The 24,159-nt window shown below is 56.9% G+C and carries 30 protein-coding genes; 10 read left to right on the top strand and 20 right to left on the bottom strand.

Features of this window, described 5'->3' with window-relative positions; genetic code table 11:
* Positions 1 to 115 precede the first annotated feature (115 nt).
* Positions 116 to 1,081: a DUF6635 family protein gene (locus tag B2590_RS00470; protein WP_286811889.1), complete on the top strand. Its 966-nt coding sequence runs from the start codon at positions 116 to 118 to the stop codon at positions 1,079 to 1,081.
* Positions 1,082 to 1,173: 92 nt separating this feature from the next.
* Positions 1,174 to 1,665, top strand: coding sequence for an MOSC domain-containing protein (locus tag B2590_RS00465; RefSeq protein ID WP_007152709.1), 492 nt, complete (start codon positions 1,174 to 1,176; stop codon positions 1,663 to 1,665).
* A gap of 14 nt (positions 1,666 to 1,679) precedes the next feature.
* Here B2590_RS00465 and B2590_RS00460 read toward each other — a convergent pair whose 3' ends face one another.
* The 3 genes from B2590_RS00460 to B2590_RS00450 form a co-directional block, all read right to left on the bottom strand.
* Positions 1,680 to 2,114, bottom strand: a complete 435-nt coding sequence (locus B2590_RS00460; RefSeq protein ID WP_414673588.1) for a DUF4399 domain-containing protein — start codon at positions 2,112 to 2,114, stop codon at positions 1,680 to 1,682.
* 92 nt (positions 2,115 to 2,206) lie between these two features.
* The gene (locus B2590_RS00455) at positions 2,207 to 3,160 is read right to left on the bottom strand and encodes an adenosine deaminase (RefSeq protein ID WP_286811890.1); all 954 of its coding nucleotides are present in this window, start codon (positions 3,158 to 3,160) and stop codon (positions 2,207 to 2,209) included.
* A gap of 137 nt (positions 3,161 to 3,297) precedes the next feature.
* Positions 3,298 to 3,753: a CopD family protein gene (locus tag B2590_RS00450; RefSeq protein WP_286811891.1), complete on the bottom strand. Its 456-nt coding sequence runs from the start codon at positions 3,751 to 3,753 to the stop codon at positions 3,298 to 3,300.
* Positions 3,754 to 3,979: 226 nt separating this feature from the next.
* Here B2590_RS00450 and phnD point away from each other — a divergent pair, with 226 nt between their 5' ends.
* The 6 genes from phnD to B2590_RS00420 are packed head-to-tail and all read left to right on the top strand — an operon-like array spanning position 3,980 to position 9,061.
* Entirely contained in the window at positions 3,980 to 4,972 is a 993-nt protein-coding gene (gene phnD, locus B2590_RS00445; protein WP_286811892.1) for a phosphate/phosphite/phosphonate ABC transporter substrate-binding protein, read from the top strand.
* A gap of 52 nt (positions 4,973 to 5,024) precedes the next feature.
* Positions 5,025 to 5,819, top strand: a complete 795-nt coding sequence (gene phnC / locus B2590_RS00440; protein WP_036209245.1) for a phosphonate ABC transporter ATP-binding protein — start codon at positions 5,025 to 5,027, stop codon at positions 5,817 to 5,819.
* Positions 5,816 to 6,634, top strand: coding sequence for a phosphonate ABC transporter, permease protein PhnE (gene phnE / locus B2590_RS00435; protein WP_051947015.1), 819 nt, complete (start codon positions 5,816 to 5,818; stop codon positions 6,632 to 6,634). The genes phnC and phnE (B2590_RS00435) overlap by 4 nt, the downstream gene beginning before the upstream one ends.
* Complete coding sequence (gene phnE, locus B2590_RS00430) at positions 6,628 to 7,437, top strand: phosphonate ABC transporter, permease protein PhnE (RefSeq protein WP_007152720.1); 810 nt, start codon at positions 6,628 to 6,630, stop codon at positions 7,435 to 7,437. Before phnE (B2590_RS00435) ends, phnE (B2590_RS00430) begins: the two co-directional genes overlap by 7 nt.
* A gap of 17 nt (positions 7,438 to 7,454) precedes the next feature.
* Positions 7,455 to 8,264 (top strand): HAD-IIB family hydrolase, encoded by an 810-nt coding sequence (locus tag B2590_RS00425; RefSeq protein WP_036209242.1) that lies wholly within the window; start codon positions 7,455 to 7,457, stop codon positions 8,262 to 8,264.
* Positions 8,265 to 8,278: 14 nt separating this feature from the next.
* Entirely contained in the window at positions 8,279 to 9,061 is a 783-nt protein-coding gene (locus tag B2590_RS00420) for a DeoR/GlpR family DNA-binding transcription regulator (RefSeq protein WP_226909945.1), read from the top strand.
* Positions 9,062 to 9,104: 43 nt separating this feature from the next.
* Here B2590_RS00420 and B2590_RS00415 read toward each other — a convergent pair whose 3' ends face one another.
* Positions 9,105 to 9,554, bottom strand: coding sequence for a hypothetical protein (locus B2590_RS00415; RefSeq protein WP_007152723.1), 450 nt, complete (start codon positions 9,552 to 9,554; stop codon positions 9,105 to 9,107).
* A gap of 178 nt (positions 9,555 to 9,732) precedes the next feature.
* Positions 9,733 to 10,515, bottom strand: coding sequence for a helix-turn-helix domain-containing protein (locus B2590_RS00410; protein WP_199447098.1), 783 nt, complete (start codon positions 10,513 to 10,515; stop codon positions 9,733 to 9,735).
* Positions 10,516 to 10,666: 151 nt separating this feature from the next.
* Between B2590_RS00410 and B2590_RS00405 the strand changes: the two genes are divergently transcribed.
* Positions 10,667 to 11,074, top strand: coding sequence for a hypothetical protein (locus B2590_RS00405; protein ID WP_036209234.1), 408 nt, complete (start codon positions 10,667 to 10,669; stop codon positions 11,072 to 11,074).
* Between the two features lie 46 nt (positions 11,075 to 11,120).
* Here B2590_RS00405 and B2590_RS00400 read toward each other — a convergent pair whose 3' ends face one another.
* From B2590_RS00400 to B2590_RS00345, 12 genes are all read right to left on the bottom strand, one after another.
* On the bottom strand, positions 11,121 to 11,606 hold the full coding sequence (locus tag B2590_RS00400) for a hypothetical protein (RefSeq protein ID WP_036209231.1): 486 nt from the start codon (positions 11,604 to 11,606) through the stop codon (positions 11,121 to 11,123).
* An 8-nt stretch (positions 11,607 to 11,614) separates the two neighbouring features.
* Positions 11,615 to 11,995: a DUF6152 family protein gene (locus tag B2590_RS00395; RefSeq protein WP_007152727.1), complete on the bottom strand. Its 381-nt coding sequence runs from the start codon at positions 11,993 to 11,995 to the stop codon at positions 11,615 to 11,617.
* 51 nt (positions 11,996 to 12,046) lie between these two features.
* Positions 12,047 to 12,979, bottom strand: coding sequence for a DUF4124 domain-containing protein (locus tag B2590_RS00390; RefSeq protein ID WP_075196958.1), 933 nt, complete (start codon positions 12,977 to 12,979; stop codon positions 12,047 to 12,049).
* Positions 12,980 to 13,024: 45 nt separating this feature from the next.
* A complete protein-coding gene (locus tag B2590_RS00385; protein WP_007152729.1) occupies positions 13,025 to 13,180 on the bottom strand; it encodes a hypothetical protein in 156 nt (51 codons plus the stop codon).
* 84 nt (positions 13,181 to 13,264) lie between these two features.
* Entirely contained in the window at positions 13,265 to 13,792 is a 528-nt protein-coding gene (locus tag B2590_RS00380; protein WP_286811893.1) for a DoxX family protein, read from the bottom strand.
* The gene (locus B2590_RS00375; RefSeq protein WP_286811894.1) at positions 13,776 to 14,561 is read right to left on the bottom strand and encodes a DNA-binding domain-containing protein; all 786 of its coding nucleotides are present in this window, start codon (positions 14,559 to 14,561) and stop codon (positions 13,776 to 13,778) included. Before B2590_RS00375 ends, B2590_RS00380 begins: the two co-directional genes overlap by 17 nt.
* Positions 14,554 to 15,393 carry a DUF692 domain-containing protein gene (locus tag B2590_RS00370; protein WP_286811895.1) on the bottom strand — a complete coding sequence of 280 codons (840 nt, stop codon included), beginning with the start codon at positions 15,391 to 15,393 and terminating at the stop codon, positions 14,554 to 14,556. The genes B2590_RS00375 and B2590_RS00370 overlap by 8 nt, the downstream gene beginning before the upstream one ends.
* 2 nt (positions 15,394 to 15,395) lie before the next feature.
* Positions 15,396 to 15,731: a DUF2282 domain-containing protein gene (locus B2590_RS00365; RefSeq protein WP_286811896.1), complete on the bottom strand. Its 336-nt coding sequence runs from the start codon at positions 15,729 to 15,731 to the stop codon at positions 15,396 to 15,398.
* Between the two features lie 58 nt (positions 15,732 to 15,789).
* On the bottom strand, positions 15,790 to 16,593 hold the full coding sequence (locus B2590_RS00360; RefSeq protein ID WP_286811897.1) for a DNA-binding domain-containing protein: 804 nt from the start codon (positions 16,591 to 16,593) through the stop codon (positions 15,790 to 15,792).
* Entirely contained in the window at positions 16,590 to 17,486 is an 897-nt protein-coding gene (locus B2590_RS00355) for a DUF692 domain-containing protein (RefSeq protein ID WP_286811898.1), read from the bottom strand. The genes B2590_RS00360 and B2590_RS00355 overlap by 4 nt, the downstream gene beginning before the upstream one ends.
* A gap of 74 nt (positions 17,487 to 17,560) precedes the next feature.
* Positions 17,561 to 17,845, bottom strand: a complete 285-nt coding sequence (locus B2590_RS00350; RefSeq protein WP_075197073.1) for a hypothetical protein — start codon at positions 17,843 to 17,845, stop codon at positions 17,561 to 17,563.
* Positions 17,846 to 18,034: 189 nt separating this feature from the next.
* A complete protein-coding gene (locus B2590_RS00345; protein WP_286811899.1) occupies positions 18,035 to 19,183 on the bottom strand; it encodes a mechanosensitive ion channel family protein in 1,149 nt (382 codons plus the stop codon).
* A gap of 221 nt (positions 19,184 to 19,404) precedes the next feature.
* Between B2590_RS00345 and B2590_RS00340 the strand changes: the two genes are divergently transcribed.
* The gene (locus B2590_RS00340; protein ID WP_286811900.1) at positions 19,405 to 21,396 is read left to right on the top strand and encodes a hypothetical protein; all 1,992 of its coding nucleotides are present in this window, start codon (positions 19,405 to 19,407) and stop codon (positions 21,394 to 21,396) included.
* An 86-nt stretch (positions 21,397 to 21,482) separates the two neighbouring features.
* Here the strand turns inward: B2590_RS00340 and B2590_RS00335 are convergent, their stop codons facing one another.
* The 3 genes from B2590_RS00335 to B2590_RS00325 form a co-directional block, all read right to left on the bottom strand.
* On the bottom strand, positions 21,483 to 21,782 hold the full coding sequence (locus tag B2590_RS00335; RefSeq protein ID WP_286811901.1) for a metallophosphoesterase family protein: 300 nt from the start codon (positions 21,780 to 21,782) through the stop codon (positions 21,483 to 21,485).
* 18 nt (positions 21,783 to 21,800) lie between these two features.
* Positions 21,801 to 22,280: an FKBP-type peptidyl-prolyl cis-trans isomerase gene (locus B2590_RS00330; RefSeq protein WP_007152743.1), complete on the bottom strand. Its 480-nt coding sequence runs from the start codon at positions 22,278 to 22,280 to the stop codon at positions 21,801 to 21,803.
* 88 nt (positions 22,281 to 22,368) lie between these two features.
* The gene (locus tag B2590_RS00325) at positions 22,369 to 24,159 is read right to left on the bottom strand and encodes a DEAD/DEAH box helicase (protein WP_286847774.1); all 1,791 of its coding nucleotides are present in this window, start codon (positions 24,157 to 24,159) and stop codon (positions 22,369 to 22,371) included.

Genomic DNA, 24,159 nt, shown 5'->3' with positions numbered 1-24,159 from the left:
CTGAAGTTTCTCTACCGGATGATCAGAGCGTTAACAGGAAACCGTAACGATTCCTGATAAAGTGAGCGCCTGTAAACGACTCCGTCCCACTTACCGGTAACTGCACCTGTCACTTATGCCCATTGCCATACCACCCGAGCAGACCATCTCCGAAGCAGAGATAGAGCTGGCCATAGGCTCGGGCATTGAACGGTATTTCGCCGACTGCCGGTCGCGGGTGCCGGCGTTTATCGACCGACATTTCCACTATCCCGGCGCTGTGGCAACCAACCGGATGGCACTGGGCTGGGACATGTTGCGGGCGCCGATCAATCTGCTTTGGGCGCCGGTTTACGCCCTTGCCTGCATGGTAAAAATTCCAACGCGCAAACGAGCCGGTCTGAGATGGCTGCACGGAATGGCTGATCGTGTGCCTGCTGGTTTTACCACCCGCGTACAACAGCACATCTCGAGCCTTATTCAGGCCGACCTGCTGAACAATGGCCAGCCAACGGGCCACTTGCTGGAGGACTATCTGGTGGAAGCGCTGGAGGAGGTTTACGAGCGCCACAGCTCTGAGCCAGTCGACCACCAGCACTTTATCAAACTGGTAGAGCCTGTGATTGCCGACGCTCTTCGTCAGTACCGCGTAACGCGGACGGCCTCTGCCGATATCACCAACAGCATTTCATGCACCGTGCTGGGCGCGTTTGCATTCCAGAAGTTTACGCCTGGGGGCATAGGGCTCGGAGTGGTGCTGGCGTCCATGCTTGCAAAGACCCTGGCCGCACGGGACTTTATCCTCGGCGAGACCATTGGCACGTGGTACTACAGCGTCTTTCCACCGGAGCCGTCGCTGGCAACGACCGCCAGCGTCATGCTCGCGGTCATGGCCGCCCTGGCAGCGTTCGCAGCGCTGTCCGGCGTTATTTCCGACCCCGTGCAGGCGGCACTCGGCCTGCACCGTCGTCGCCTGCACAAGCTGCTGGATCACCTGGAGCGGGACGTATCGCTCAACACCCAAAGCAGCTTTCGGCCAAAAGACCAGTATGTGGCCCGCATTCTGGACACGTTCGACATGATCAGAGCCGGGTTGATTTAGGCAAGAGCCTCCCAGGCAGGGAGGACTGACCGTTCCTGAACTACAATCAGTACCTGCAGGGCCAAACTGACCAGAACTCACATGAGGCACCCATGGCGCAACCAACCCCGCTTCAAACCTTATTCGACACCCTTCCTCAGAGCGGCCGGGTTGAATGGATTGGCATCCGCCCTGCCCGTGGTGAGCCCATGACAATACTCGATAACGTGATGATCACGCCGGGCAAAGGCCTGGAAGGCGATCGATTCGAGGGCCGCGAGACCAGCAAACGGCAGGTCACCCTGATCCAGAAAGAGCACCTGCATGCCATTGCCTCCTGCCTCGGGCGGGATGCTCTTGACCCAGACATTTTCCGGCGCAACATTGTGGTCTCTGGCCTGAACCTCCTGGCCCTGAAAGGCAAAGCGTTCCGAATCGGGGGTGTGGTGCTGGAATACACCGGCCTGTGTCACCCCTGTAGCAAGATGGAGACTGCCCTTGGGCCGGGCGGTTATAACGCCATGCGTGGGCATGGCGGTATAACGACGCGAGTGATTGAAGGGGGCGAGGTGGCAATTGGCGACAGCGTTCTGGCCTGCCTCTGAGCCACTTGTGGCTACTACTCCACCGTGATGGTGATCTTCTCGGACATCACAGGCGGCTGATGAGGTACGTGCAGGTGGTCCCCCACCAGTAACTGCAAGGTATGTTCGCCCGGTGACAGCTCCAGGGACGTCTGGGTTTGTCCGCCACCAAAATGAATATGACGATCATCGGACGGAACCGGTTGGTCCGTCGCCGGCATATCGTCTACATCCACAAGCAGGTGATGGTGGCCGGTGCCCTTACGTTCCACGCCCGCTGGCGCCACACCCAGCCCATCCAGACCGAATCTCACGGTGACTGGAGAACTCACGGTCTGGCCATCAGTTGGTGTAATAAAATACACCGACGCGCCTTCAGGGGCGGGTGTCGCTCCATGGACCCCGGCAACCATTGAGAAGGCAAGAACCGAACCAAGCAATAAACGTTGTGTGCTGCTGATCATGCTCATGACTCATTCCTTGAACGCGGGATTGACTGTTCAATGGTAGGACAGATTCTCGCATCTTGCCGAATATCGATACTGTCTTGTATAAGCTGCATCTACGGAGCTAGCCGAGCGTCCATACTGTTCTGCGCCAGCCGGCGGGCCTGCTCTTCGGTCATCCCCAGGCAATCACGCAGAGCCACGAAGTTTTCCAGCACATAACCGTCGAAATAGGACGGGTCGTCCGAGTTCACGGTAACCTTCAACCCCTGCTCCAACAGGTCCAGAATGTTGTGGTGGGTCATGTCCTGAAACACACGCAGCTTGATGTTCGACAACGGGCAAACCGTTAACGGGATCTGCTCATCCGCCAGTCGGTCCAACAACTTCGGATCTTCCGCGGCACGGACCCCATGGTCAATACGGCTTACCTTGAGCAGGTCCAAAGCCTGCCAGATGTACTCAGGCGGCCCCTCTTCACCGGCATGGGCAACTGCCAGGAAGCCTTCAGATCTCGCTTTGGCGAACACTCGCTCAAACTTGCTGGGTGGATGGCCCTGTTCTGCACTGTCCAGTCCCACCGCAAAAAACTGATCACGAAATGGCATCGCCTGTTCAAGTGTCCGGAAGGCGTCATCTTCAGACAGATGCCGCAGGAAACTGAGAATCAGCCCACCGGTAATGCCCAACTGCTCGCGCCCATCGCGCATGGCACCGCTGATGCCGTTGATGGCCGCTTCAAAGGGAATGCCGCGCTCGGTATGGGTTTGCGGATCGTAGAAAGGTTCAACATGGACAACGCCCTGCGCCTGACACTTCTGCAGATACGCCCAGGTGAGATCGTAGAAATCCTGCTCCGTGCGCAGCACATTGGCACCCTGGTAATAAAGATCCAGGAATTCCTGCAGGTTATTGAAGGAATAGGCCTGCCGAAGCACGTCGACATCGCTCCACGGCAACTCAATGCCATTGCGCCGAGCCAGTGCAAACATCAGTTCAGGCTCAAGCGCCCCTTCCAGGTGTAGGTGTAACTCCGCTTTGGGTAGGGATTTCAGCCAGGCTTCGTTCATCACACTCTCCAGGATGATTTATCGTGTATCAACAAATCATCCCGGAAAGCCATGAGTTCTTGCAAATCCCCGTGCAGTCCGCAAAGAAAAAAGACGACAGGGCAACAGCACAAGGCGTTATCCGCTACCAGATAGGCCTACAGATAGCGCCCGCCAGCACCGATCACCACGACGACCAGCCCGAGAATCAGGTTGGTGCCCACCAGCTTGCGGATCTGTCCCACCTGGCGCCCGCCTTCCTGTGGGTCCTGATTGGCAACGGCCTGCTTTAACCGCCGGAAGGGGGCAAAATAGACGTGACAATAGAGCAGCATCATCACAATCCCCAGCCCCTGCATCACATGGACATGCCAGCCGGCACCCGCCATGCCACCGAATACGCTGAAGACCATCCAGTAACCGGTCACCAGCAACAGTATGATCGCCACCCATACCCAGCGGAAAAACCGGGACAGGGTGTGACACCAAAGCGTACCCCGCTGCGATGCATCAATGACCTCCACCACTGCTGGCCGCATGGCCATATAGGCGAAAAACATACCGCCAACCCAAATCACGGCAGAGAGAACATGTAATGCGATAGCCAGACCCATAAAGCGACTCCCGGATAAGAAATGTGTGACGAGCATAAGCCTCACCCGCCACAAAACCAACTCTCCTGGGCAGATCTTTCTGACCTTGTCTAATGGACATTTGCTGTTAAGCTGAATGTTCAATTGAACATCTGATAATAACAAGCTGAGTGAGCTGGTCCTTCCCGGATGTTCAATGCGAGGCAGAGAAACCTCAGGCATGGACCGCTCCACATGGAGAAAAAGAATGAATCTGTCTAAGAAAGTGTTCCCCGGTATTCTCCCGTCGGTGACTCTGGCGGCATCCGCCTTGCTGGTCGGCTTCAGCGGTCAGGCATTTGCGGATTACGAGCGAGGCTCGCTAGACGCCAAGTACTGCGACGAAAACGGCGATATGGTTGCTGACCTGCCAGCGGACGAATCAGAGTGGGTGAATCCCGACACTCTGATCTTTGCCTACACGCCGGTTGAAGACCCCGCCATCTATTCCGACATCTGGCAGCCCTTCATCGATCATCTGTCTGAAGTGACAGGCAAGGATGTTCGCTTCTTCGCCGTGCAATCCAACGCCGCGCAAGTGGAAGCCATGCGCAGCGGCCGTTTGCATGTGGCGGGCTTTTCTACCGGCCCAACGCCTTTCGCGGTTAATCTCGCCGGTGCGGTGCCCTTCGCCTTGATGGGCTCAGACTCCGGGCAGTTCGGCTACTCGCTTCAGGTCTACACCCACGTCGATTCCGACATCCATGAAATAACCGACCTGAAAGGTAAGCGCGTCGCACACACCTCCCCTACCTCGAACTCCGGTAACCAGGCCCCCCGTGCCCTGTTCCCGGAAATGGGCGTGGTACCAGGTGACGACTATGAAATCACCTTCTCCGGCAGCCATGACCAGTCCATGCTCGGCGTGGTGGCCAAGGATTACGACGCGGCCCCTGTAGCCTCGGAAGTGGTTGAGCGTATGGCCGCACGTGGGCTTTACGACGAGGAAGATGTGCGTCTGGTGTGGGAGTCCGACCGGTTCCCGACAACCTCCTATAACCACGCCCACAACCTGCATCCCGAGCTGGTCGAGAAAATTCGTGAAGCCTTTTACAGCTTCAAGTTTTCCGGCACCGAGCTGGGCGAAGAGTTTGAGGGCGTCGAGACCTTCATCCCCATCAACTACAAGGACAACTGGCGCGTAATTCGCACCATCCAGGCGTCCAACGGCGTTCAGTACACGCCCGACAATCTGAAATAAGAGCAACAGGCGCTTCCGGCCAATGGCCGGAAGCTCTGGCCGGAGTGAATTCATGTTAGAAATTACCAACCTGGTAAAGCGATACGGGCACAATGAGCCGGTGCTAAAAGGCCTGGATCTTGAGGTTGACGGCAGCAGCGTCGTTTCCATCGTCGGCGCTTCGGGCGCGGGGAAAAGCACACTGCTGCGCTGCATCAACCGGCTGGTTGAGCCCACATCGGGTTCGATCAAGTTGAATGGCCACCAACTGGTCAATCTTCGCGGCAGCGAATTACGACATTCCCGCCGGCGTATCGGCATGGTTTTTCAGGGGTTTAACCTGATTGATCGCTTGACGGTCATGGAGAACGTACTGTCCGGGCGTCTGGGCTATGTGTCACTGTTCCAGGCCCTGACCCGCCGCTTCCCTCAATCGGATATCGATCGCGCCTTCCACCTGATGGAGCGCGTGGGTATCGCCCACTACGCCAATAATCGAGCCGACCAGTTGTCCGGGGGTGAACGGCAACGGGTAGCCGTAGTGCGGGCACTGATGCAGGAGCCGGAGATTCTGCTGGCGGATGAGCCAACCGCGTCGCTGGACCCCAAAACCTCTCAGCAGATCATGAGCCTGCTCCAAACCCTGGCCAGCGAAATGTCGCTGCCGGTGCTGATCAACATCCACAACGTCACTCAGGCGCGGATGTACACGAATCGCATTGTGGGTATGCGGCACGGTCAGATGATTTTTGACGGTTCGCCCAAGGACTTCAACCAGGATGCGCTGGATGCCATTTACGGCGGCATTGAGTCCCCGGACGAGGATGCGGCTGAGGCCGGCGCCCAAACCCAGGAGGCGACCGTATGACCACCAGCAGAACTGCAACCGACATGACGTCGGGCAGGGTCTGGAAGAAGCCCCCGTTCATAGCCAACCCCTGGCTCCGCTATGGCTTGATCGCCGTTACCCTGACTTATCTCTACTGGGCTTTCTCCACGCTGCCCTTTGATTGGGCGCGAATTTCCGAGGGCCTGCCCCGAGCCGCCAAAATATTCGGTGGAGCCTTTCCTCCCAGCTTTGAGCGTGCCGGACTCTTGTGGACCGGCTTCAAGGAAAGCTTCCAGATTGCATTCCTGGCAACCCTGCTTGGGGTGTTTCTGTCGATACCTATTGCGGTGATGGCTGCCAAAAACGTGGCTCCGAAGCCAGTCTATCTGGTGGGGCGCGCTATCATCATTATCTCCCGCAGCTTCCACCCGGTCATCGTGGCCATCCTGTTTGTGGCGGCCGTCGGGTTTGGCCCCATGGCAGGCATCCTGACCCTGACACTCTATTCCATCGGGTTCGTGGCCAAACTGTTGGCCGAAGAAATCGAAGAAATCGACTGGGGCCAGGTGGAAGCCATGCGCTCCGTCGGCGCAGGATATCTGAAGATGCTGATCTACGGCGTGTTTCCGCAAATCATGCCACGCCAGATTGGGCTATCCATGTACCAGCTCGACAGCAACCTGCGCGCTTCCGCGGTGGTTGGCATTGTCGGAGCAGGCGGTATTGGCGGCACACTGATGAATGCGTTCGGACGTTACGATTACGACTTCGCCTTTGCCATTCTGCTGATGATTATTGGCATCATTCTGGTCAGCGAAGGCATAAGCGGATGGGTGAGGAAAAAAGTATGGTAGATCACGCTGCGAAACTGACTGACCGTGTTTGGTCCCGCTACGACCGGAAAGAACAGTGGACCCGCTATGGGATCTACCTGGTAACCCTGATTGCGATTGTCTGGGCGGTGCGTGACATCGACATTTTCTGGCCCTGGGTGTGGGACGCCCCCAACCAGATCCAGAACCTGGGCGCACGCATGTGGCCACCGGAGTTCAGCACCTGGAATGCCATCTTCGCGGCCATGCTGGAAACCGTACACATTGCCACCCTGTCTACCATGCTCACGATATTCATTGCCCTGCCGGTGTCCTATATCGCGGCGCAGAACACCACGCCGAACAAGGCCACCCTGTGGCTCGGTCGGTTTATTCTTGTGTCCAGCCGCTCAGTAAACACCATCATCTGGGCCCTGCTGTTCGTCGCCATTTTCGGCCCCGGGGTACTTGCGGGCATTCTGGCGGTTATGTTCCGGTCAATCGGTTTCATTGGTAAACTGATGGGCGAGGCTATCGAGGAGATCGATCGCCGCCCCGTCGAAGCTATGCAGGCAACCGGCGCCAGCAAAATGAAAGTAGTGCTGTACGCGATCGTGCCGCAGGTAATGCCAGCCTTTTTTGCCATCATCATCCTGCGCTGGGATATCAACATCCGTGAATCCACCGTGCTTGGTTTGGTGGGCGCCGGTGGCATCGGAGTGCTGCTGCAAGGGTCTATCGACCTGTTTGCCTGGCAGACGGTGGCCACGATTCTGCTCGCTATTGTGGTATTGGTGATTCTGGGCGAAGCGCTAACCAGCGCCTTGCGCAAGAAAGTTATCTGACGCGGAAAATCCATTCCATGACAAACAGCTTTAACTTTGGCCAAGCGGACGTGTTGTTCACCGACGTGGACGATACCCTGACCACTAATGGTCAATTGCTGCCAGAAACCTATCTGGCCCTTTGCCGACTGGCGGCGGCTGGCATTCGCGTGATTCCGGTGACCGGGGGTTGCGCCGGCTGGTGCGACCAGATCATCAGGACCTGGCCGGTCACTGCCGTAATTGGTGAAGGCGGCGCCTTCTACGCCGAGAGGACCGCCCCCCAGACGGTCCGCTGGCACTACTGGAACGACGCAGCCGTCCATAAGCGCGACCAAGAGGCCATACTGACTGCAGTCGCCGCACTGGATCTGGACTTCGAGCCACAACTCGCCAGCGACCAGGCCTTCCGCTATGTCGATGTAGCGGTCGACTACAACCAGCAGCAGTCTTTAAGCTCAGAGCAAGTAGCGGCTCTTCATAACGCTCTGGTTGGCCAGGGCTTCAACGTTCGGCAAAGCTCAATTCACCTCAACGTCTGGCTCGGCGATTTTGACAAGTCCACGATGGCCGTGCGTGTAGGGCAGGAAGTGCTGGGACTGGATCTGCAGGCGTTGCAACAGCGCGCAGTTTTCATTGGTGACGCACCCAATGACGAAAGCATGTTTCGATGTTTTCCACTAAGTGTTGGCGTGGCAAACATTCGCAAGCATCTGCCCGGGATGGCCCATCGGCCGGCCGCCGTTGTCAGCCAGCGTTCCGGGCTGGGCTTCGCGGAAATGGCCGAAAACTGGCTGAGGCAACGGACCGAATCCGACCTGCCGCAGGCCGAAACACATCCTGTGTGATCAAGCCAGGGGTAATGGACCGAGTATCTAATCTGATGGGCGCCAAAGATCGGCAAAAAAGCATTCTGGATTGGGTGAACGAGCAGAAGCATGTCGAGGTTGAAGACATTGCCCAACGCTTTGGAGTCACCACCCAAACCATTCGCCGAGACATCAACAAACTGTGCGAACAGGGTGTGCTACGTCGCCGTTATGGCGGCGTCAGCCTACCGGCCAGTGCCACGGTTTCTCCCGTTGAAAACGCGCGGATCCATCATCATGCCACCAAGCAGCAGATGGCTCAGCGGGTTGCAATGGATATTCCTGAAGGCGCCACCGTCAGCCTGGGAGTCGGCAGCACCATCGAACTGGTGGCGAAAGCGCTGATTCATCATCAGTCACTGCGCATCCTGACCAACAATCTCAGTGTGGCCTCTGCGCTTTCCGGCAATTCCGGCATCGAAGTCATCGTTTCCGGTGGGCAATACCGGCACAACCACCATGATGTGGTCGGGCCGGAAGTGACCGGATTTTTCAGCTCCTTCATCACCGACTTTGGCATCATCAGCACCGGTAGCATGGACCCACAGCATGGCCTGATGGATTTTGATATCCGCGAGGCCGAAGTCAGCCGGGCCATCATTTCCAACACCCGGTCACGCTTGCTGGTGGCCAACCATAGCAAATGGACCCAAAGCTCTCATTGTAAAGTTGCCTCATTCAAGTATGTGGATCGCTTCTACACCGACTTCATTAGTGCCGGAAAACAGATAGGCCTGCCTGCGTCGCTTGAAATCATCGAGTGTGTTGGAGCTTAACGAGTCCGAACGTTCGCAAGGCGGTGCAGTGAATATCTCCTACTTAACCCTGCCAGATTCCCAGCATTGCGCCTGCACCCAGAACGAGCGCCCCGCCGACTTCCCCGACGATCAGCAACAGCATGAAGAACCCGGTCACCCAGGACGGCAACTGCCGCTTACCCAGGCGGTGGGGCCGGCGCAATTGGTTGTCTGTATCCTGAAGCAGGCCGTGAATCACATAGGTACCAATTGCAAAGGCGAAAAACACCAGTGCAGCCACGGCGGCAGTCGTGTTAACCCAATCAGCCAGCACACTATGAGCGCTGAACGCCGCCAGCAGCAGCGCCGCAAAGCTGTAGAGCAGCGAACTGCGGTGAGCGATATCCACATATACCGGCGAGGTAGCGTCCTCACTCCGCGCCATATGCCGGTATTTCCAAATGCCGGTAAGCAGGCCTGTCATAAAAAACAGGAAAGCCGCTGAAAGGCAGATTTTTTCAGCCAGAGACATACCGTCGCTCCGTGGTTATTATTAACAGGCTGAATTATGCCACTGGAAAGACGGTGCGGTAGGATAAAACAGGAAACACGTACCTTTCGGCCTTTGATGACCAGTTGATTCCCCATGACACGATCCAAACGCATCTACCTCGCCGGCCCGGAAGTCTTTTCCCCGGCAGCAGCCCGCTTCAGCTTTGCCAGAAAGCCTTGCTACGCTCATCCATTGGGAAAAAATGCTCGATCCGCAAGTTCTGTGCGGTGACATCCAAAGGCGTGCCTATCGTTGCAATGGTCGAAAAGATTCTAAGCTGCTGATCTCCCAGGTTCAGGGTAAAAGGAATCGCCGGGTAGTCGAGATGTTCCACCACGTGGCTTTTCCAGTTCTGCGGAACGCCGGGCAGAGTCAAGGCATGCTCCAGCAATCGGTTGGGCTGGTCCCGGAAGGGGCCGGCTAGATGCTCATGGTAGACCCGCTGCAGCATGTGGCATGCGATGTTTTCCCAATCTCCCACAAAGGGTTTCATGCCCTCGTTGTCCAACAGCGATAGCAGAAAGTTCGGCCTTGCGGGAAAGTGAGCACCCAGTTCCACCATTCTTACCATCATCGCCTGCATGGCCGTGTTAGCCATCACCAGATAGTACTCGTGATCAAAGACAACCGCCGGGTACGGCAGGTGCGCCTGCAAGAGGTGATCAAGCGCTTCTTTGATCATTGCCATGCCTGGCGCGTTCAAATCCTGATCGCTGTAAACCTGGCTGTAACCCGCCGCAGACAGCAGGCGGTTGGTCGCCGCCAGATCCGTCTGAAGCATCTGCGCCAAATGCAGAACCATGCCCTTACTGGGCTGGCTTCGGCCCGTTTCCAGAAAGCTGATGTGCTTCGCCGATACTTCGCATTCCAGGGCGAAATCCATCTGGCTCAACCGTTTACCCTGCCGCATTTCTCTAAAAAGCGTACCGAAGGCGCTCATGGTAGTTCCTGTGAATATTCGAGTGTTCAGCGATTATCTTCCTCAAGGGTGTGCTGCACCATTACCTCACAGGTAATTGTGCCCATCACCGCCCAGGTAGATGCTTTGTAGCGTAGTCCAACACATTGTGAAACCCGATTGAGGTGATCCTATGAAAAACTTCGTCCGTCAATTCAGCGTAAAACAGATCGTCCTGAGCGATGTTTTCCTCTCCACGCCACTGGCATTGGCACTGATCCTGGCCGCAGAACCGATCGCCCAGTTAGCGGGAGGTCCCGGCGCAACCTTCTATCTGGTGGTGGGCATAGTGATGTTGCTCTGGTGCGTGGATATGGCCGCTATGGCCATGAACGCACGGTGGCTGGAGAAATACTTCAACCTGATGATGGTTGTGGATGTCAGCTGGGCCCTGCTGTCTCTCGCCCTGATGCTGTGGTTTGCGGAGAGCCTGCAGGCGTTGGGCTGGGTGCTGTTCGCAGTGAACATTCTTGTTCCACTGGACATGGCGTGGATGAAACGGGTTGCTGGCAGTAAACCTCTTGAACCTGCATTCAGCTAGCCTTCGAAACACCGGGTAGCGGCAACTCCTGTCGCTACCCGCCTGCTCAGAAGTAGCCCAATAGCCTGCCAAGAGTCAGCGCACTCATCCAGAACACCAGAGACATCAAGGCACCTGCCCTCAAGGGCAAAGGCATGGAAGCACCCATTGGGAGGCTCCGTATATCCCGGCGCTTTAACACCCGAGCAAGTAGCAACGCGTTCGACACTCCCAACAGGACAACCACCATCTTGACCCGGAACAACATCGACCCGGCGTAGTCCACCGCCGCTGTGGCGAATAGAAGCGAACCACAGACCACCGCTAACCCCAAACCAAACGCGGAGGTGACTCGAAGCACATCGACAAACACCATCACAGGGTAGCGGCGCCAGAGCCCCAGCAAACGCAGATCCAGCGGCACAATTCCACCAATCAGCAGGGCAACACCAAGAATATGCCCGGCGTTGATCAGCGGGTATGCGAGGGTGGAATTGCGCAGCGCCGATACAAAGGCCAGGTTTTCAACAAAGACCAGCGCCGGCTCAATCATTCCCAGGCTCAGGAATCACGACCGGGATACAAGTCGTAGTTCGTCCCATCGATGACAATCCGCTCGGCCTTGACCAACCGTTCGCCCTCTTTGGCGGAACGGTGACCGTGCACGGTCATTTCCCGGCCGACGCTCAAAATCTCTTTACTGAGCCCGACACGGTCGTTACGCCAGGGTTGGCCGACTTCCACAACCCATGCCTCGCCATCAACGTCTATCGTGACCTCGCCATGGGGATTACCAAGGCGCATTGACTGGATGGTACCGGTGATTTCAAATTCCTCGTCCGTGGCCCAGGCCCAACCGTGATGAGCATGAGCGGCAGAGGCAGCGAGAACAGCAACAAGAAACGCAAAACCGAGCAGGTGGGTAAAACGAACGTGAGGCATAGTGAGTCCTCTCATTGCGGGTTTTCAAAGATGAAGAGCAACGACCGACGGTTAAAACCGGATGATGTCGTTACCCTGTTCGTGCAGCCAACGCCGCCAGTCCAAATCCAACATACTGACTCCGCCGATGTAATTATCATCCACCAGGTAGTATGCGAGAGTGCGGTCACCCCGGTTGAAGTTGTGCATCAGCCGCACCACGAAGTTGCGGCGGGTCGGTTTGGAGAGCAGGAAACTCAGGAATTGACCGGATTGAGCCCTCAAACTCCCATGCCCCGACAGCTCTGAATGGCGCCACTTATAACTGGATAATTTCAGAAACTGTGAAATGCCCGTTAAACGGCCCTGTTCACGGGCCTGAGCAACCACCCAACTGTTTTCCTGATGACGTTCAAAGTACAGGCCCGATTCATCACGTTCCAGCATTTCCATCTGCTCGGCAAGCCCCTCATTCAACCAGAGCGGCGCATAAGGAACGATGGTATCGACAACCGCGTGGCTCACCTCATGCTTGATCGTTTCAAAGGTGCGGCTTCTGTTTTCCTGCACATAGACGACTATCTGGTGTTCGGAAGGTATATACAGGCCGTATGAAGCAACCGCCAGACCTTTATTCCTGCGAACAAGGTAATTCCGGTATTCAGCCTTATCCTTGAACATCAATATATTGACCGGAACCGTCCTGTACATATCAAAGGACATCACACGGTCAAAGAACTCGTAGACGTTGTTCACACCATCAACAATCTGCTGATTTTCCTCTTCACTCAGCTCCACATCGACGGCTTTAATCTTGATATCAAAACGCGACCATTTCGACGCGCCAGGCTTCACGTTGACAACTTCCTGCTCAACGCGATGGTCTTCCCGATCGCTGAAATGAATCTTCCCGTCTTCATCCACCCATTTATAAATCTTTGCATGACCAGAGACTGCAAAGATCATAGAGAGTAGAAAAACAAGGACTGGGTTTACGACTTTCATTAACGCTTTAATCCCTGCGCTTCAGAACCAGATCTGCCCCGGTGACTATTTCACGCTAATCTGCTTCGGGCCCGCTGAGGTTTCTTGGCCACTCTTACCCTTACCTACGTACTCAACGGCCCCACCAGCCTTTAAAAAAGCTGCCGTCTGCTCTTCAATGGTGGCAGAGGTTAGTGTCACTTTCTCGGGCTTCTTGCTCATGGTGTTCTCCACGTTAACTGTTGGCTTATCCAACAACTAAACACCCATGATATATGAAATAGGAAAAAAGTGTTTGGATGCACTTCAGCGCCGGTAACGTACCGCGATGAAGTGGTCAATTGAACACCAACCCGGCCCGTAAGCCATCAGATAAAGCAGCACCGCCGCCCATACCCCGTGCGTTGGCCAGGCACCGGGATAGACGAATATCTGGATGGTCAGTGTCATCACCAGCAGGGCCAGCGCCGAGAAACGCGTAGCCAGTCCCAACAAGAGCAGAATCGGAAACAGATGCTCGGCGAACGCCGCCATCAAGGCCGCCAGCTCGGGGGCGATCAACGGCAGACTGTACTCCTCCTTGAACAGAAAGAGCGCGCTGTCCGACAACCGTGGTACCCCCAGGCTGAACTCACCGGAGACAATGTCGATGGCCAGCCCTTCAATTTTGGTCTGGCCTGACTTCCAGAACACGCCGGCAATCGAAAAGCGGGCGATCATAGCGATCAGGGTGTCCGGAATGCGTCCGAAAAGAGTGTTTGCCTGCTTGATCAGACCTGGCAGGACACCCGTAGCGGTTGAGGTTTGAGCATCGGTTTCAGTCGAGTTGTCCATGTTCATCTCCGGGGTAAAGGGAGGTAATGATCTGCCAGCGCAGCAAAAGGGTCAGCGCTGCAACAAGATCAAAACCGGGCTCGCATGCCTTGGCGTCCTGTTCAGCCTGCGACAACGTTTCCTTCTGTATCAGTCGATCCATAAAAACGCCGGTGGCCTCTGCGATATCGATGCACTGGACTTCCAGCCCGGAACGCAGCACCAATACGGATTCTGGTTGCAGGGGCTCGACACGGGCCAATTCAGGGGTTGCCTGCTGGTGCGCGGCCCATAGCGAAAGCACGGCGAACCGTGATTGCAGCACCGCCACCGAGGGATGGATATCCATGCGAAGCCCGGGTAGCCGATGGGGAGCAGACAGCACTCCGGTTATGTCCTCCGTGCCAAGCGGCTCAACATCGGCAGAATGGAATGCGTCGAGTCGTAGTCTTTCGAGCCGGGCCACGTCGGCCAGATAGGGTACTGATGATGCCGGGCTAAAGGTGTCGATAAAGGCCGGAAATTCGCGCCCGTAGAAGGTCAGGATTTGCGAACGCGGTGGTTGCGCCACCACAAACACCCTGGCCATGGCGCGGAAGAAGGCTTCGCCAACCAGTTGTTGGCAAACAGGAAACGTGGCAGCGAGTGCATCAATCAGTGATACCACGATGTTGTTGCGATACACCGCAAAGCGCTGGTTCGGATCGGAACCGTTCCACGCCCGTAACCCGTCCGGGCAGGGTTGCGCCGGATCAAGCAATGCGCTGGCGAATACTGTCTGCTCACTCACGTTGGCCTCCTGCTTCAACAAGGTACGAGTCGGCGAGATTGACCTCGGCCAGCAAAACGTCAAATGGCGGAATGTCGTTATCGCGTTCGATCAGCGTGGCAGTCGGCCCCATTTGCTCAAGTACTTCGGTATAGAGTGCCCACACGTCTTGCGCAACGGGTGCGCTATGGCTGTCTATAAGCAGCGGGTCGCCGTTGGCATCGGCCTGGGAGGCAAAACCACCAAGGTGAATCTGCTCCGCCCGGTCAAGCGGTAATGCACGGATATAAGCCCCGGGCTCGCGGTGATGGTTGATGCACGAAACATAGGCGTTGTTGACGTCGAGCAGCAGGCCACAGCCCGTGCGGCGTATTACTTCGCTGATGAAGTCGGTCTCCGACAGGGTCGAGGTCGAGAACTCCAGATAGGTCGCCGGGTTCTCCAGCAACATGCGGCAACCCAGATGAGCCTGCACCTGATCGATGTGGTCACACACACGGTTCAGGGTGGTGGCCGTGTATGGCAGCGGCAACAGATCATTGAGAAAGAAGTCACCATGACTCGACCAGGCCAGGTGCTCGGAAAAAACCTGCGGCGCATAACGATCAATCAGCACCGCCAGCGCATCAAGATGTGTTTTGTCCAGGGGAGCGTCGGCTCCGATCGAGAGCCCTACCCCATGCAATGACAACGGGTAGTGCTCACGAATTTTCCCCAGATAATGGTGCATAGGGCCACCCGGAACCATGTAGTTCTCGGCATGAACCTCAAAGAAACCAATGTCTGGGCCCGATTCCAGAATGTCCCGAAAGTGCTCTGGTTTCAGGCCCAGGCCTGCCCGTGTGGGCAGCATTGCTACTTTTCCTCGAAGGCTTCGAGCTGTCCGAAGCCTGTGGGTGAGGTAGGTGACGCGGTCTCCTCGCAAGTGCCTTTCGGAACCAGCGTCCAGGCGTTCCCTTGATAATCGATAGTGGACGTGCCCGCACAGGTGGTGCCCGGCCCGGCGGCGCAGTCGTTCTTGCCCGCGAGCGAAACCCCATAGCACTTTTCCATGCCCTCCGCCTGGGCAACACCCGGAACGGCAGCGATGGAGATCGCAGAACCCAGGGCGAGCGCCATGGCAGCAGCGGTCATGGTGCGGGTGGTGTTGGTTTTGGTGATCTCGGGTTGTGAGATTTTGGATATGGACATGTCAGACTCCTGAATTTTACGGTCGGCCAAAGCACGCCGATAAGGGTTACGGTGTCACTCAAACAGGCCCCGGCTTGACCTCCGACAACAGCCCATCCGCCAGCCAACGCGCCAGCCAGGTGCCAATCGACGCGTCAATACTGGTATTCGGATAGCTTTCTGCGAGTTGCTCACACACTTGTGCAAAACCAAGCCCCTCAAGCAGGCCCTTAAGTGCGGCATACTCATCCGACTCAAGTGTGCGAAAGTAGCTTCGCTGGTCGCTGCGCCAGAACAGGTGTCCTACCGGGCTGTTCAGCTTTTCGGCGACTGGCGGTGTCTGCTTCTGATCCAGCGCGTGCCAGATTTCCAGTGCGTTCCACTCGAACTGAGCGAGCGAAACGGACGGGTGGAAGACGAATCCCAGCGACGCCCACTGCGCCTCGCCGACATTTGCCAATTGCTCACCGGTGAGAATGGCGGCATTCGGTGCATCGAAGGCGCTGTGGAGCCGCCAGTCCATGGTTGCCAGCTCGGCGATTTCCGGATCGGCAGACAAAGCGTGCTGCAGAAAGCGTGGGAAGTTGCGGCCATGGTCGCCCAGATTCGGCGAATGCGATGGATTCGTCTCGGTGTAGCGTGTGCAAATTGCGTCGAAAACGTCGTCTCCGAGATAGGTCCAAGTCTGTTCAAAAGCAGACTGGAGCGCCTCGTTCATCCGCGAGCGATAGCCAGAATGGTAGATATGCAGGCGCCGCTTACTCTGGTCAGAAGCACCGCCCGTCAGCTCGGAAAGAATGTCGTCCGAAACACCATCGCCCAAAACATAGTTTTGCAGTCCCGCTTGCAGATCGGCTAACGAACGAGGGGCGTAATCAGTCATGCGAATGCCTCCTCTCGATCCCACACAGGGGTGTGACGAGCCGCCACGGCCCTGACCCGGTCGAGTTCCGCGATCAGGTCCTCCAGCGGCGGAATGGCATCATCGCGCTCGATCATCGTGCTGACCTGCCCGAAGCGACGGCATGCATAGGCGTAGAGATCAAACACTTCGTCGGGTACCGGCGCATCGTGGGTGTCGATGATGACGTCACCCAGGTTTGAGTGCCCGGCTACATGAATCTGCTGGATGCGGTGCGCTGGCACACCGTCGATGAAGTCACGCGGGTCAAAGCCGTGGTTCATGCCGCTTACGTAGATGTTGTTTACATCGAGTAGCAGCAGGCAGTCGGCTTCCTCCGCAAGGGCGGTCAGAAACGCCCATTCGCTCATCTCTGAACTGGCGTAATCGATATAGCTTGAAACGTTTTCGAGCACCAGACGGCGCCCAAGCGTTTCCTGCACCTCGCGAACGCGCGCGGCAACGTGTCGCAAGGCTTCTTCGGTATAAGGTAAGGGAAAAAGATCGTGCAGGTTCGTGCCGTGCACACCGGTCCAACACAAGTGATCGGAAACCCACATCGGTTGGACACGGTCCGCAAGCGCTTTCAGGCGCTGCAGATAATCGTGGTCTAAGGGAGAGACGGAACCAATCGACATCGACACACCATGCATCGCGATTGGGTAGTCGGCGCGAATCCTGTCGAGCATCGCAAGCGGTTTTCCGCCCTGGACCATGTAATTTTCGGAGATGACCTCGAGCCAATCCACCGCCTGCGGCTGGGCAAGAAAGCTGTTGTAATGAGGCGGGCGCAAACCCAGCCCAAAGCCCTGGAACGGCTCACGGAGACTGTTCTTCAGCCCATTCGGTTTGGCCTTGGCAGAGTGATTCATCATCCGTTAAATCTCCCGTTGAAAACCCGGGGCGCGCCGAAACACGCCTCCGGACAAACACATTTGACCTGGCCTATTCAGCCCAGATCGCCAATCACACCACCCTCCGACAGACAGTCGCTTGCCGACATCCCCTTGAAACCTTGGGCCTTGCACGCGTTCTGTCCTTTACAGGCGTTTTCGGTGGTTTTGCAGTCGGCCGTTCCCTTGCATGAGTTCACCCCGTAGCAATGCACTTTATCGCTGCCGGAAACCGCTGCACCGCTGGAGCCAGCAGGTGGTTCGGCGGCATACGCCATTCCTGAAGTCGCGAAGGCGGCGGCGAGAGCTGCAATGCGGGCACCGTTTAGCATCGTGTTCATATCTGTTTCCTTTTCATCTATGAGTTCGGAGCGGCAGGCAACCATTCAGCATGTGTTTCCCGCCTGAACAAATAGTGCGCTGCATGGGCCGACCAGATCATCACGGAATGATCACGAGAGTGTCACCATTGTCATAACAGGGTTCACGTCACCCGGCGTGGGAGAGAGGAGGGGGGGGGGAGCAAGGAGTTATCCGTTAGCTTCCCTCTTGCTGTAGAGGGGCTCCAGAACCGGCTTGAGCCCTTTTGCATCATCTATAAACAGTTGCAAATGAGGGAAAGGAATCTCAATGCCGGCGGCATCCAGCGCCTCTTTCATCTGTTCCAGAACATCAGCCATGATTCTGGGCTGCACATCCAGATTATCGGGAGTAATCCACACCTTGGCTTCAAGGTTCACTGAAGAATCGCCCAGGCTTTTAAGCAGAACACGGGGCTCCATACCAGCACCCTGTAAAACTTCAGGGTCCGTCAGCAGAACCGGCATCAGAACATCCCTCGCGGCCTTCGCGGATTCTTTGTAAGCAATGCCCACCGGGATATTCAGGCGGGTGACCCCTTCTGCGCTGTAATTGATGATGTCGGATGACGCCACACTGTCGTTTGGAATCATCGCGAAGATATTATCCCGGGTGCGCAGCCAGGTGGTGCGCAAGGCAATCTTGACCACTTTGCCGTCTTGCCCGTTGATGGTCACCCAATCACCAATGCGGAACGGCCTCTCAATCAGCAGGGTGATACCGGCAATGAAATTGGAGAGGGTTGATTGCGCCGCAAAGCCAACGGCGATACCGACGATCCCCAACCCCGCCACAATCGAAACCACATCGAAACCGAACTGGGCGAGCACCGTCACCACAGCCAGCGCTGAGACGACCACCGAAAACAGGTTCTCGACCAGCTGACGAATCGAAGGATCCATTTTGTAGCGCACCATGCTGTCCTTGATCAGGCGTGCCAGAACCAGCCAGGCCACATAGAAACCGAGGGCCATAAAGCCCGCCCTCGCCATCGCCTTGAGAACCTCAGGAGACGTCCCGAACTGTGCAAGAATGAAGACCAGCGCCCCTAACCCGGCCAGATAACGCAGAGTGCTTCGCACCTGAATGAACAGAGGTGTTTTGGCCCGCTGCTTGCCCAAGACCAGCCGGATAGCACCGGTCACCACCAGATAGATCCCGAAAAACACCCCAAGATAGATTACAGAGACCAACAACTGGCCAAGCATCTGTACGACAAGCGCGCCCCAGTCCAAATCCTCACCTGACACGGCCAGGAAGGCATCGCCAATATTTCGCTGGAGCTGTTCAACCAGCTCGGTACCAAAGGATTCAGCCATCAGGTGTCTGCTCTTCTTTTGTTGTGGGGGTGGGCGTCACTTTATCGGATCTCTTGCTCATAATGATATGTAGGTTAACGTCAGCCTGTTTACCAATCATCAGCCATTGATCCTATCCGAAATGGTGGACCAACAGGTTCCTGGCTTCAGCCAACCGGTGGGCACGGATGTTTTCGACAGTCCAGGTTGACACAGTCCGAGGTTGGCTCAAGGATGGTTGTATGGCCAGACAAAAAAAAGAAACCGAAAACCAGAACAGCCGCGCGCCAACGGAACTTGTAAATGCATTTGACGATGCCGTTAGCCGCCTTGCTGCAATCAACGCGATCGAGGGCGTTTCGCCCGTATTCGAAGTAATTGATGCGGCAAGGCCCCTGGTGCTCAGCCCCGAAGGGCTGGACGCAATCTACGAACGCGTTCCGGCCATTGAATCCGCCGGGTTCTTTGGTGGCAGCGATTGGGACTACCCCCAGACACTGGTGCCTTCCCTGGCTGCGCGTACGGTCCGCCACGGGGAGCCCACCGCAACACTGGTCGAATGCCTGAGTCAGGTTCGCCTGTTGGCGGTCACCAAAGGCGACTACGTCCACGCTTCTATCTCGGCGGAACATGCCCATAATTTCCTCGCCCAGGTGATGGCGATGAACCTGGACCTGGTGGTCAGTGATGACCTGCAGGAGAGCGACCGGCTGCGGCCCGATCAGCTCGGCCATGCCGTGCAGAACCTGTATCACTACCTGCTCCAGCATCTGGGATACGATAACCTGCTGGAGCACCTGGTGGCCGAAGTCTGGCGGATTCTGGAGCAGCGCCCGGTGCAGGTTGAGGGCGTCAAACACATGGTGACCCAGATTGCCGTCTGCCTGGAAAAACCCGATGCCCTGGGCGGAGAAGTCGGCGACGACGCCCTGCAACTGATCAACGCCGTATTCAGCCCCACTGAAGGTTGCCGTGAAGACCCCGGTTTTGAAGTCTATTCCGAACGACTGGCGGACATGGACGATGCCGCCCTGATGCAGGAAGCCATCGCCTTTGCCCAGGCCATGCACAACACCGGCCTGGTGTCGGCCTACATGCCGGTGTTCATACGCTACCTGCGCGGGCGCTGGAACGCCCTGATCCCCACAGCCCTCGGGTTGAGCTACACCGGTGCCGATGCATTCCACTGCTACCCTGCACTGATTCACCGCCTGATCGACGACGCCGTGTTTCCGGAAACCAGTCAATGCACTTACGGCCTGGCCATGATGCTGGAGCGGGGCATTCTTTACTCGCCACCGGTAGCGCCATCCCTGTGGCGCCAGATACGCATGACGCTTTGTGACGCCGCAGCCGAGAAGATCGCGACGGTCTTCGGCAGCAGCCACTCCCCCGAATGTTTTTTGCTTGCCGACGTACTCAACGTGCTGGGGCGGCCACTGGGCGTGGGCCAGGGCAACTACCCGACCTGCCAGTCCACCCGCGCCCTGTCCATGTGGGCGTACAACATGCCGGCAGAACTGCTGCGCATCCTTGCCTGGGCAGCGCGGGACGATGAGATCGTTATGCGCTTCGAAGGCAACAGCATTTCTTCAAAGGAGCTTGGCGCCGGACTGGCAACCGAACCGCCCGTGGATGTCGACGCCGTATCCCTGCTGACCGTGCCGCATCTGGACCGTATCTATTTTGAAATGGGGCGGCGCAGTATTGGCCGCGGAGAGGATCCCCATAAATGGGTCAATGCCGAGTTTCACGGCGACCACGTCGGCCACGGATTTCGCATCGCCGTGGACGTTTTCACCGGCGGCCTGAAAGACTTCGAAGGGTTTGTCCGGGATTTCTACGCCGCCTATCACCCGTTCTATAACGGCAACATTCCCGTGATCAATCCACAGCCGGCCGGTATCGCGGTGACCGACAGCGCCACGCGCTTTCTCGGCTGGCACGCCATCACCATCCAACGGCTCGCCATGGACCCCGACAAGACCATGCGCGTCTACTTTTTCAACCCCAACAACGACAGCGGCCAGAACTGGGGCCAGGGCGTCATCACCTCCACCCATGGCCACGGTGAACTCTTCGGCGAAGCCTCCTTACCGGTAGCCGAGTTCGTCTCCCGACTGTACGTGTTCCACTATGACCCGATAGAAAAAGGCGAGCCGGGCGACATCCCTGCCGATGAAGTCAACCGGGCCATGGACCTGGCCCGTGGCAGTTGGGCTTCGGGTCGGTAGTAAACGCGATGTATTGACCTTTTTTCAGATGCCGGCCCCCAACTTACGAGTCTCAGTTCTGATACCCACACAGATTTCCCAACTGATTAAACCGACAGTTTGATGACTTCACCGGTCACACCGTCTTTGCTCACCTCCAACCGCCCCACCGTGATCGGCAAGGTAAAGCGGCGAGGCCCGGCGCCACCGGGATTAAAGTAAAGTACATCGCCGATCCATTCGTTGCGGGGTTTGTGGGAATGGCCGGCGATCACCGCGCGGTAACGGCCTTGCGGATCGATGTCGAGGATTTTGACGTCGTGAAGGATCACGTCAGAGCCTTTCAAAATCTCCAACGCTTCGGGGCGCATTTTGCTGTGGGTATCTGCGATCACACCAATTTGCATCTACGCCCTCTTTAATCTTCAGTGATGCCCACCCGGCCCATGCGCGTGGCCGTGCGCTATCTCTTCCGCATCGGCGGCACGTACTTCGATCACTTCGATATCGAAGGTCAGGGTTTTACCGGCCATCGGGTGGTTGGTGTCGACATCGGCAAATTTGAGGCCGACCTTGGCGACGACCACATGGCGCGGGCCCTGTTCGGTTTGCACCTGGGCGATCATGCCCCGCTTCCAGCGTTTGGCCCCCATCAGATGCTTGACCGGCACGCGCTGCACGGCATCGGCCTTGCGCGGGCCATAGGCTTTTTCCGGAGTGACGGTAACGCTGAACGTATCGCCAGCCTCGCGACCTTCCAGGGCTTCTTCCAGACCCTGGATAACACCGCCGTGGCCATGCAGGTAGGCGTTCGGCTTGCCACCACGGGAATTCTCAACTTCGTTGCCCTGTTCATCACGGACACTGTAGTGAAACAGGACCACCTGATTCTTTTCGATTGGCATAGGGTTCTCTACAAAGATAAATGGTAGGCCATTATAGCTGGCGGCGGCGCTGACTGCAGGAGCGAAAATCGGGGCAGAAAAAGCGGGCTTAAGCCTCATTCGCCTTTCGATAGCTCCCCTGATAATCAAAAATCCGCTCCTGCACCTGCCAATAATGCTTCTGCTTGCGGGCAACAACAAAATCCGGCGCTGGCAACAAGGCCTGGCTCTCAAGTACTTCCTCCGCCTTGCTGAATGTTTTCGGCGCTCGGCCGTTCGCGAAACGCCGCCCGAACAGCTTGTTGAAAACGGTGCGCTGGCCAGGCTTGCTGAAATCAAACGACTCCCTGAGTTCCTCCCCGTCCTCGCCGTGATAGGTCACTCTCAGCTTGTTTCCATCAACACTGAGTGCAATTCCAGCGCAACGGATCACCATGGCATCCTTGAGCTTCAGCGCATCTCTCAGCTGATCATCCGGGTCGATAATGGCTTTCTGGCATCGGTGACAGTTGCGGGCGGCAATATCGTTCTCGCCACCGCAGTGGGGACACTCCTTGAAGCGAAAACGGTAATCACACTGTTCAAGGCGACCTTTCTGCGAAGCAGGCTCGTCTCCGTCCACAGGCTCCAGAAGCCCCTGACAACGGCGCCCGTAGTGCTCGATCACACGGCCTTCACTGTCTGTTTTGCCCCAGAAGATATTGGCAAAGCCACAGCCCGGGCAGAATACCTGCACCGGCTCACTGTCCGGGTTCGGTTTCGGTTCGCCCACCTCCGGATGATGCAGATTCACGTGGTTGCCCGCGTAATCAATCACCAGGCAATCCTGCTTGCCCTCGTCCAGGCGAAGACCACGGCCCACGATCTGCTGATACAGGCTGACCGACTGGGTAGGCCTAAGAATGGCAATAACGTCCACATGGGGCGCATCAAAGCCCGTGGTGAGCACGGACACGTTCACCAAGTACTTCAACTGCCGCTGCTTGAATCGCTGAATCAGCATGTCCCGATCTTTCTGATCGGTCGCGCCAGTTACCAAAGCGGTCTCATATTCAGGAAGATAACCGGTGATCTCCCTCGCATGCTCCACCGTGGCCGCAAAGATCATCACTCCCTGGCGCTCAGCGGCCAGTTCCATCACCTGCTCAATGATCGCGCGGGTCACACGCTTGTGTTTGCTCAGCAGCTGGTTGACGTCCTTCTCGGCATACTCGCCAAAGCGGTCCCGAGCCAGCGCGGAGAAATCGTATTGCGCCACTGCCGCATTCACCAACTCGGGCCGGGTGAGATACCCCCGATTGATCATATAGCTCAACGGCAGTTCGTAAATGCAGTGCTGAAAGGGCTTGTCCTGCTCGTCAACAGAGCCGCGAACAAAGCCCCGGTAGTGATAGCGATAGATCCAACCCATGGCCAGACGGTAGGGCGTAGCGGTCAGCCCGAGCACTTTGAGGGCGTCATTCTGTTGCCGTAGCAACTCAATGATGCGTTGATACTGACTGGTTTCATCGCCGCTGACCCGATGACACTCATCGATGATGACCAGCGAGTATTCATCCCGGAACTGATCCAGATTCGCCGATACCGACTGCACACTGGCAAACGTCACCTGATGGTGGCTTTCCTTGCGCTTCAGCCCGGCGGAGAAGATGCCGCCGGCCAACCCATAACTCTGGTATTTGGCGTGATTTTGCTCCACAAGTTCTTTGACGTGGGTCAGCACCAGAATTTTACGCTTGGCTAGACGGGCCAGCTCGGCAATGACCAGGCTTTTGCCGGCGCCGGTTGGCAGCACGATGACGGCAGACTCATCGGATCTGCGGAAATGATTCAGCGTGGCGTCGACGGCTTCCCGTTGGTAGGGGCGGAGTTTGAAAGGGGCTCCAGAATACGCGGGCAT

The organism is Marinobacter sp. UBA3604, from assembly GCF_002375325.1.
Classification (GTDB): Bacteria; Pseudomonadota; Gammaproteobacteria; order Pseudomonadales; family Oleiphilaceae; genus Marinobacter; species Marinobacter salarius.
This window is presented reverse-complemented; position numbering and strand designations above follow the sequence as displayed.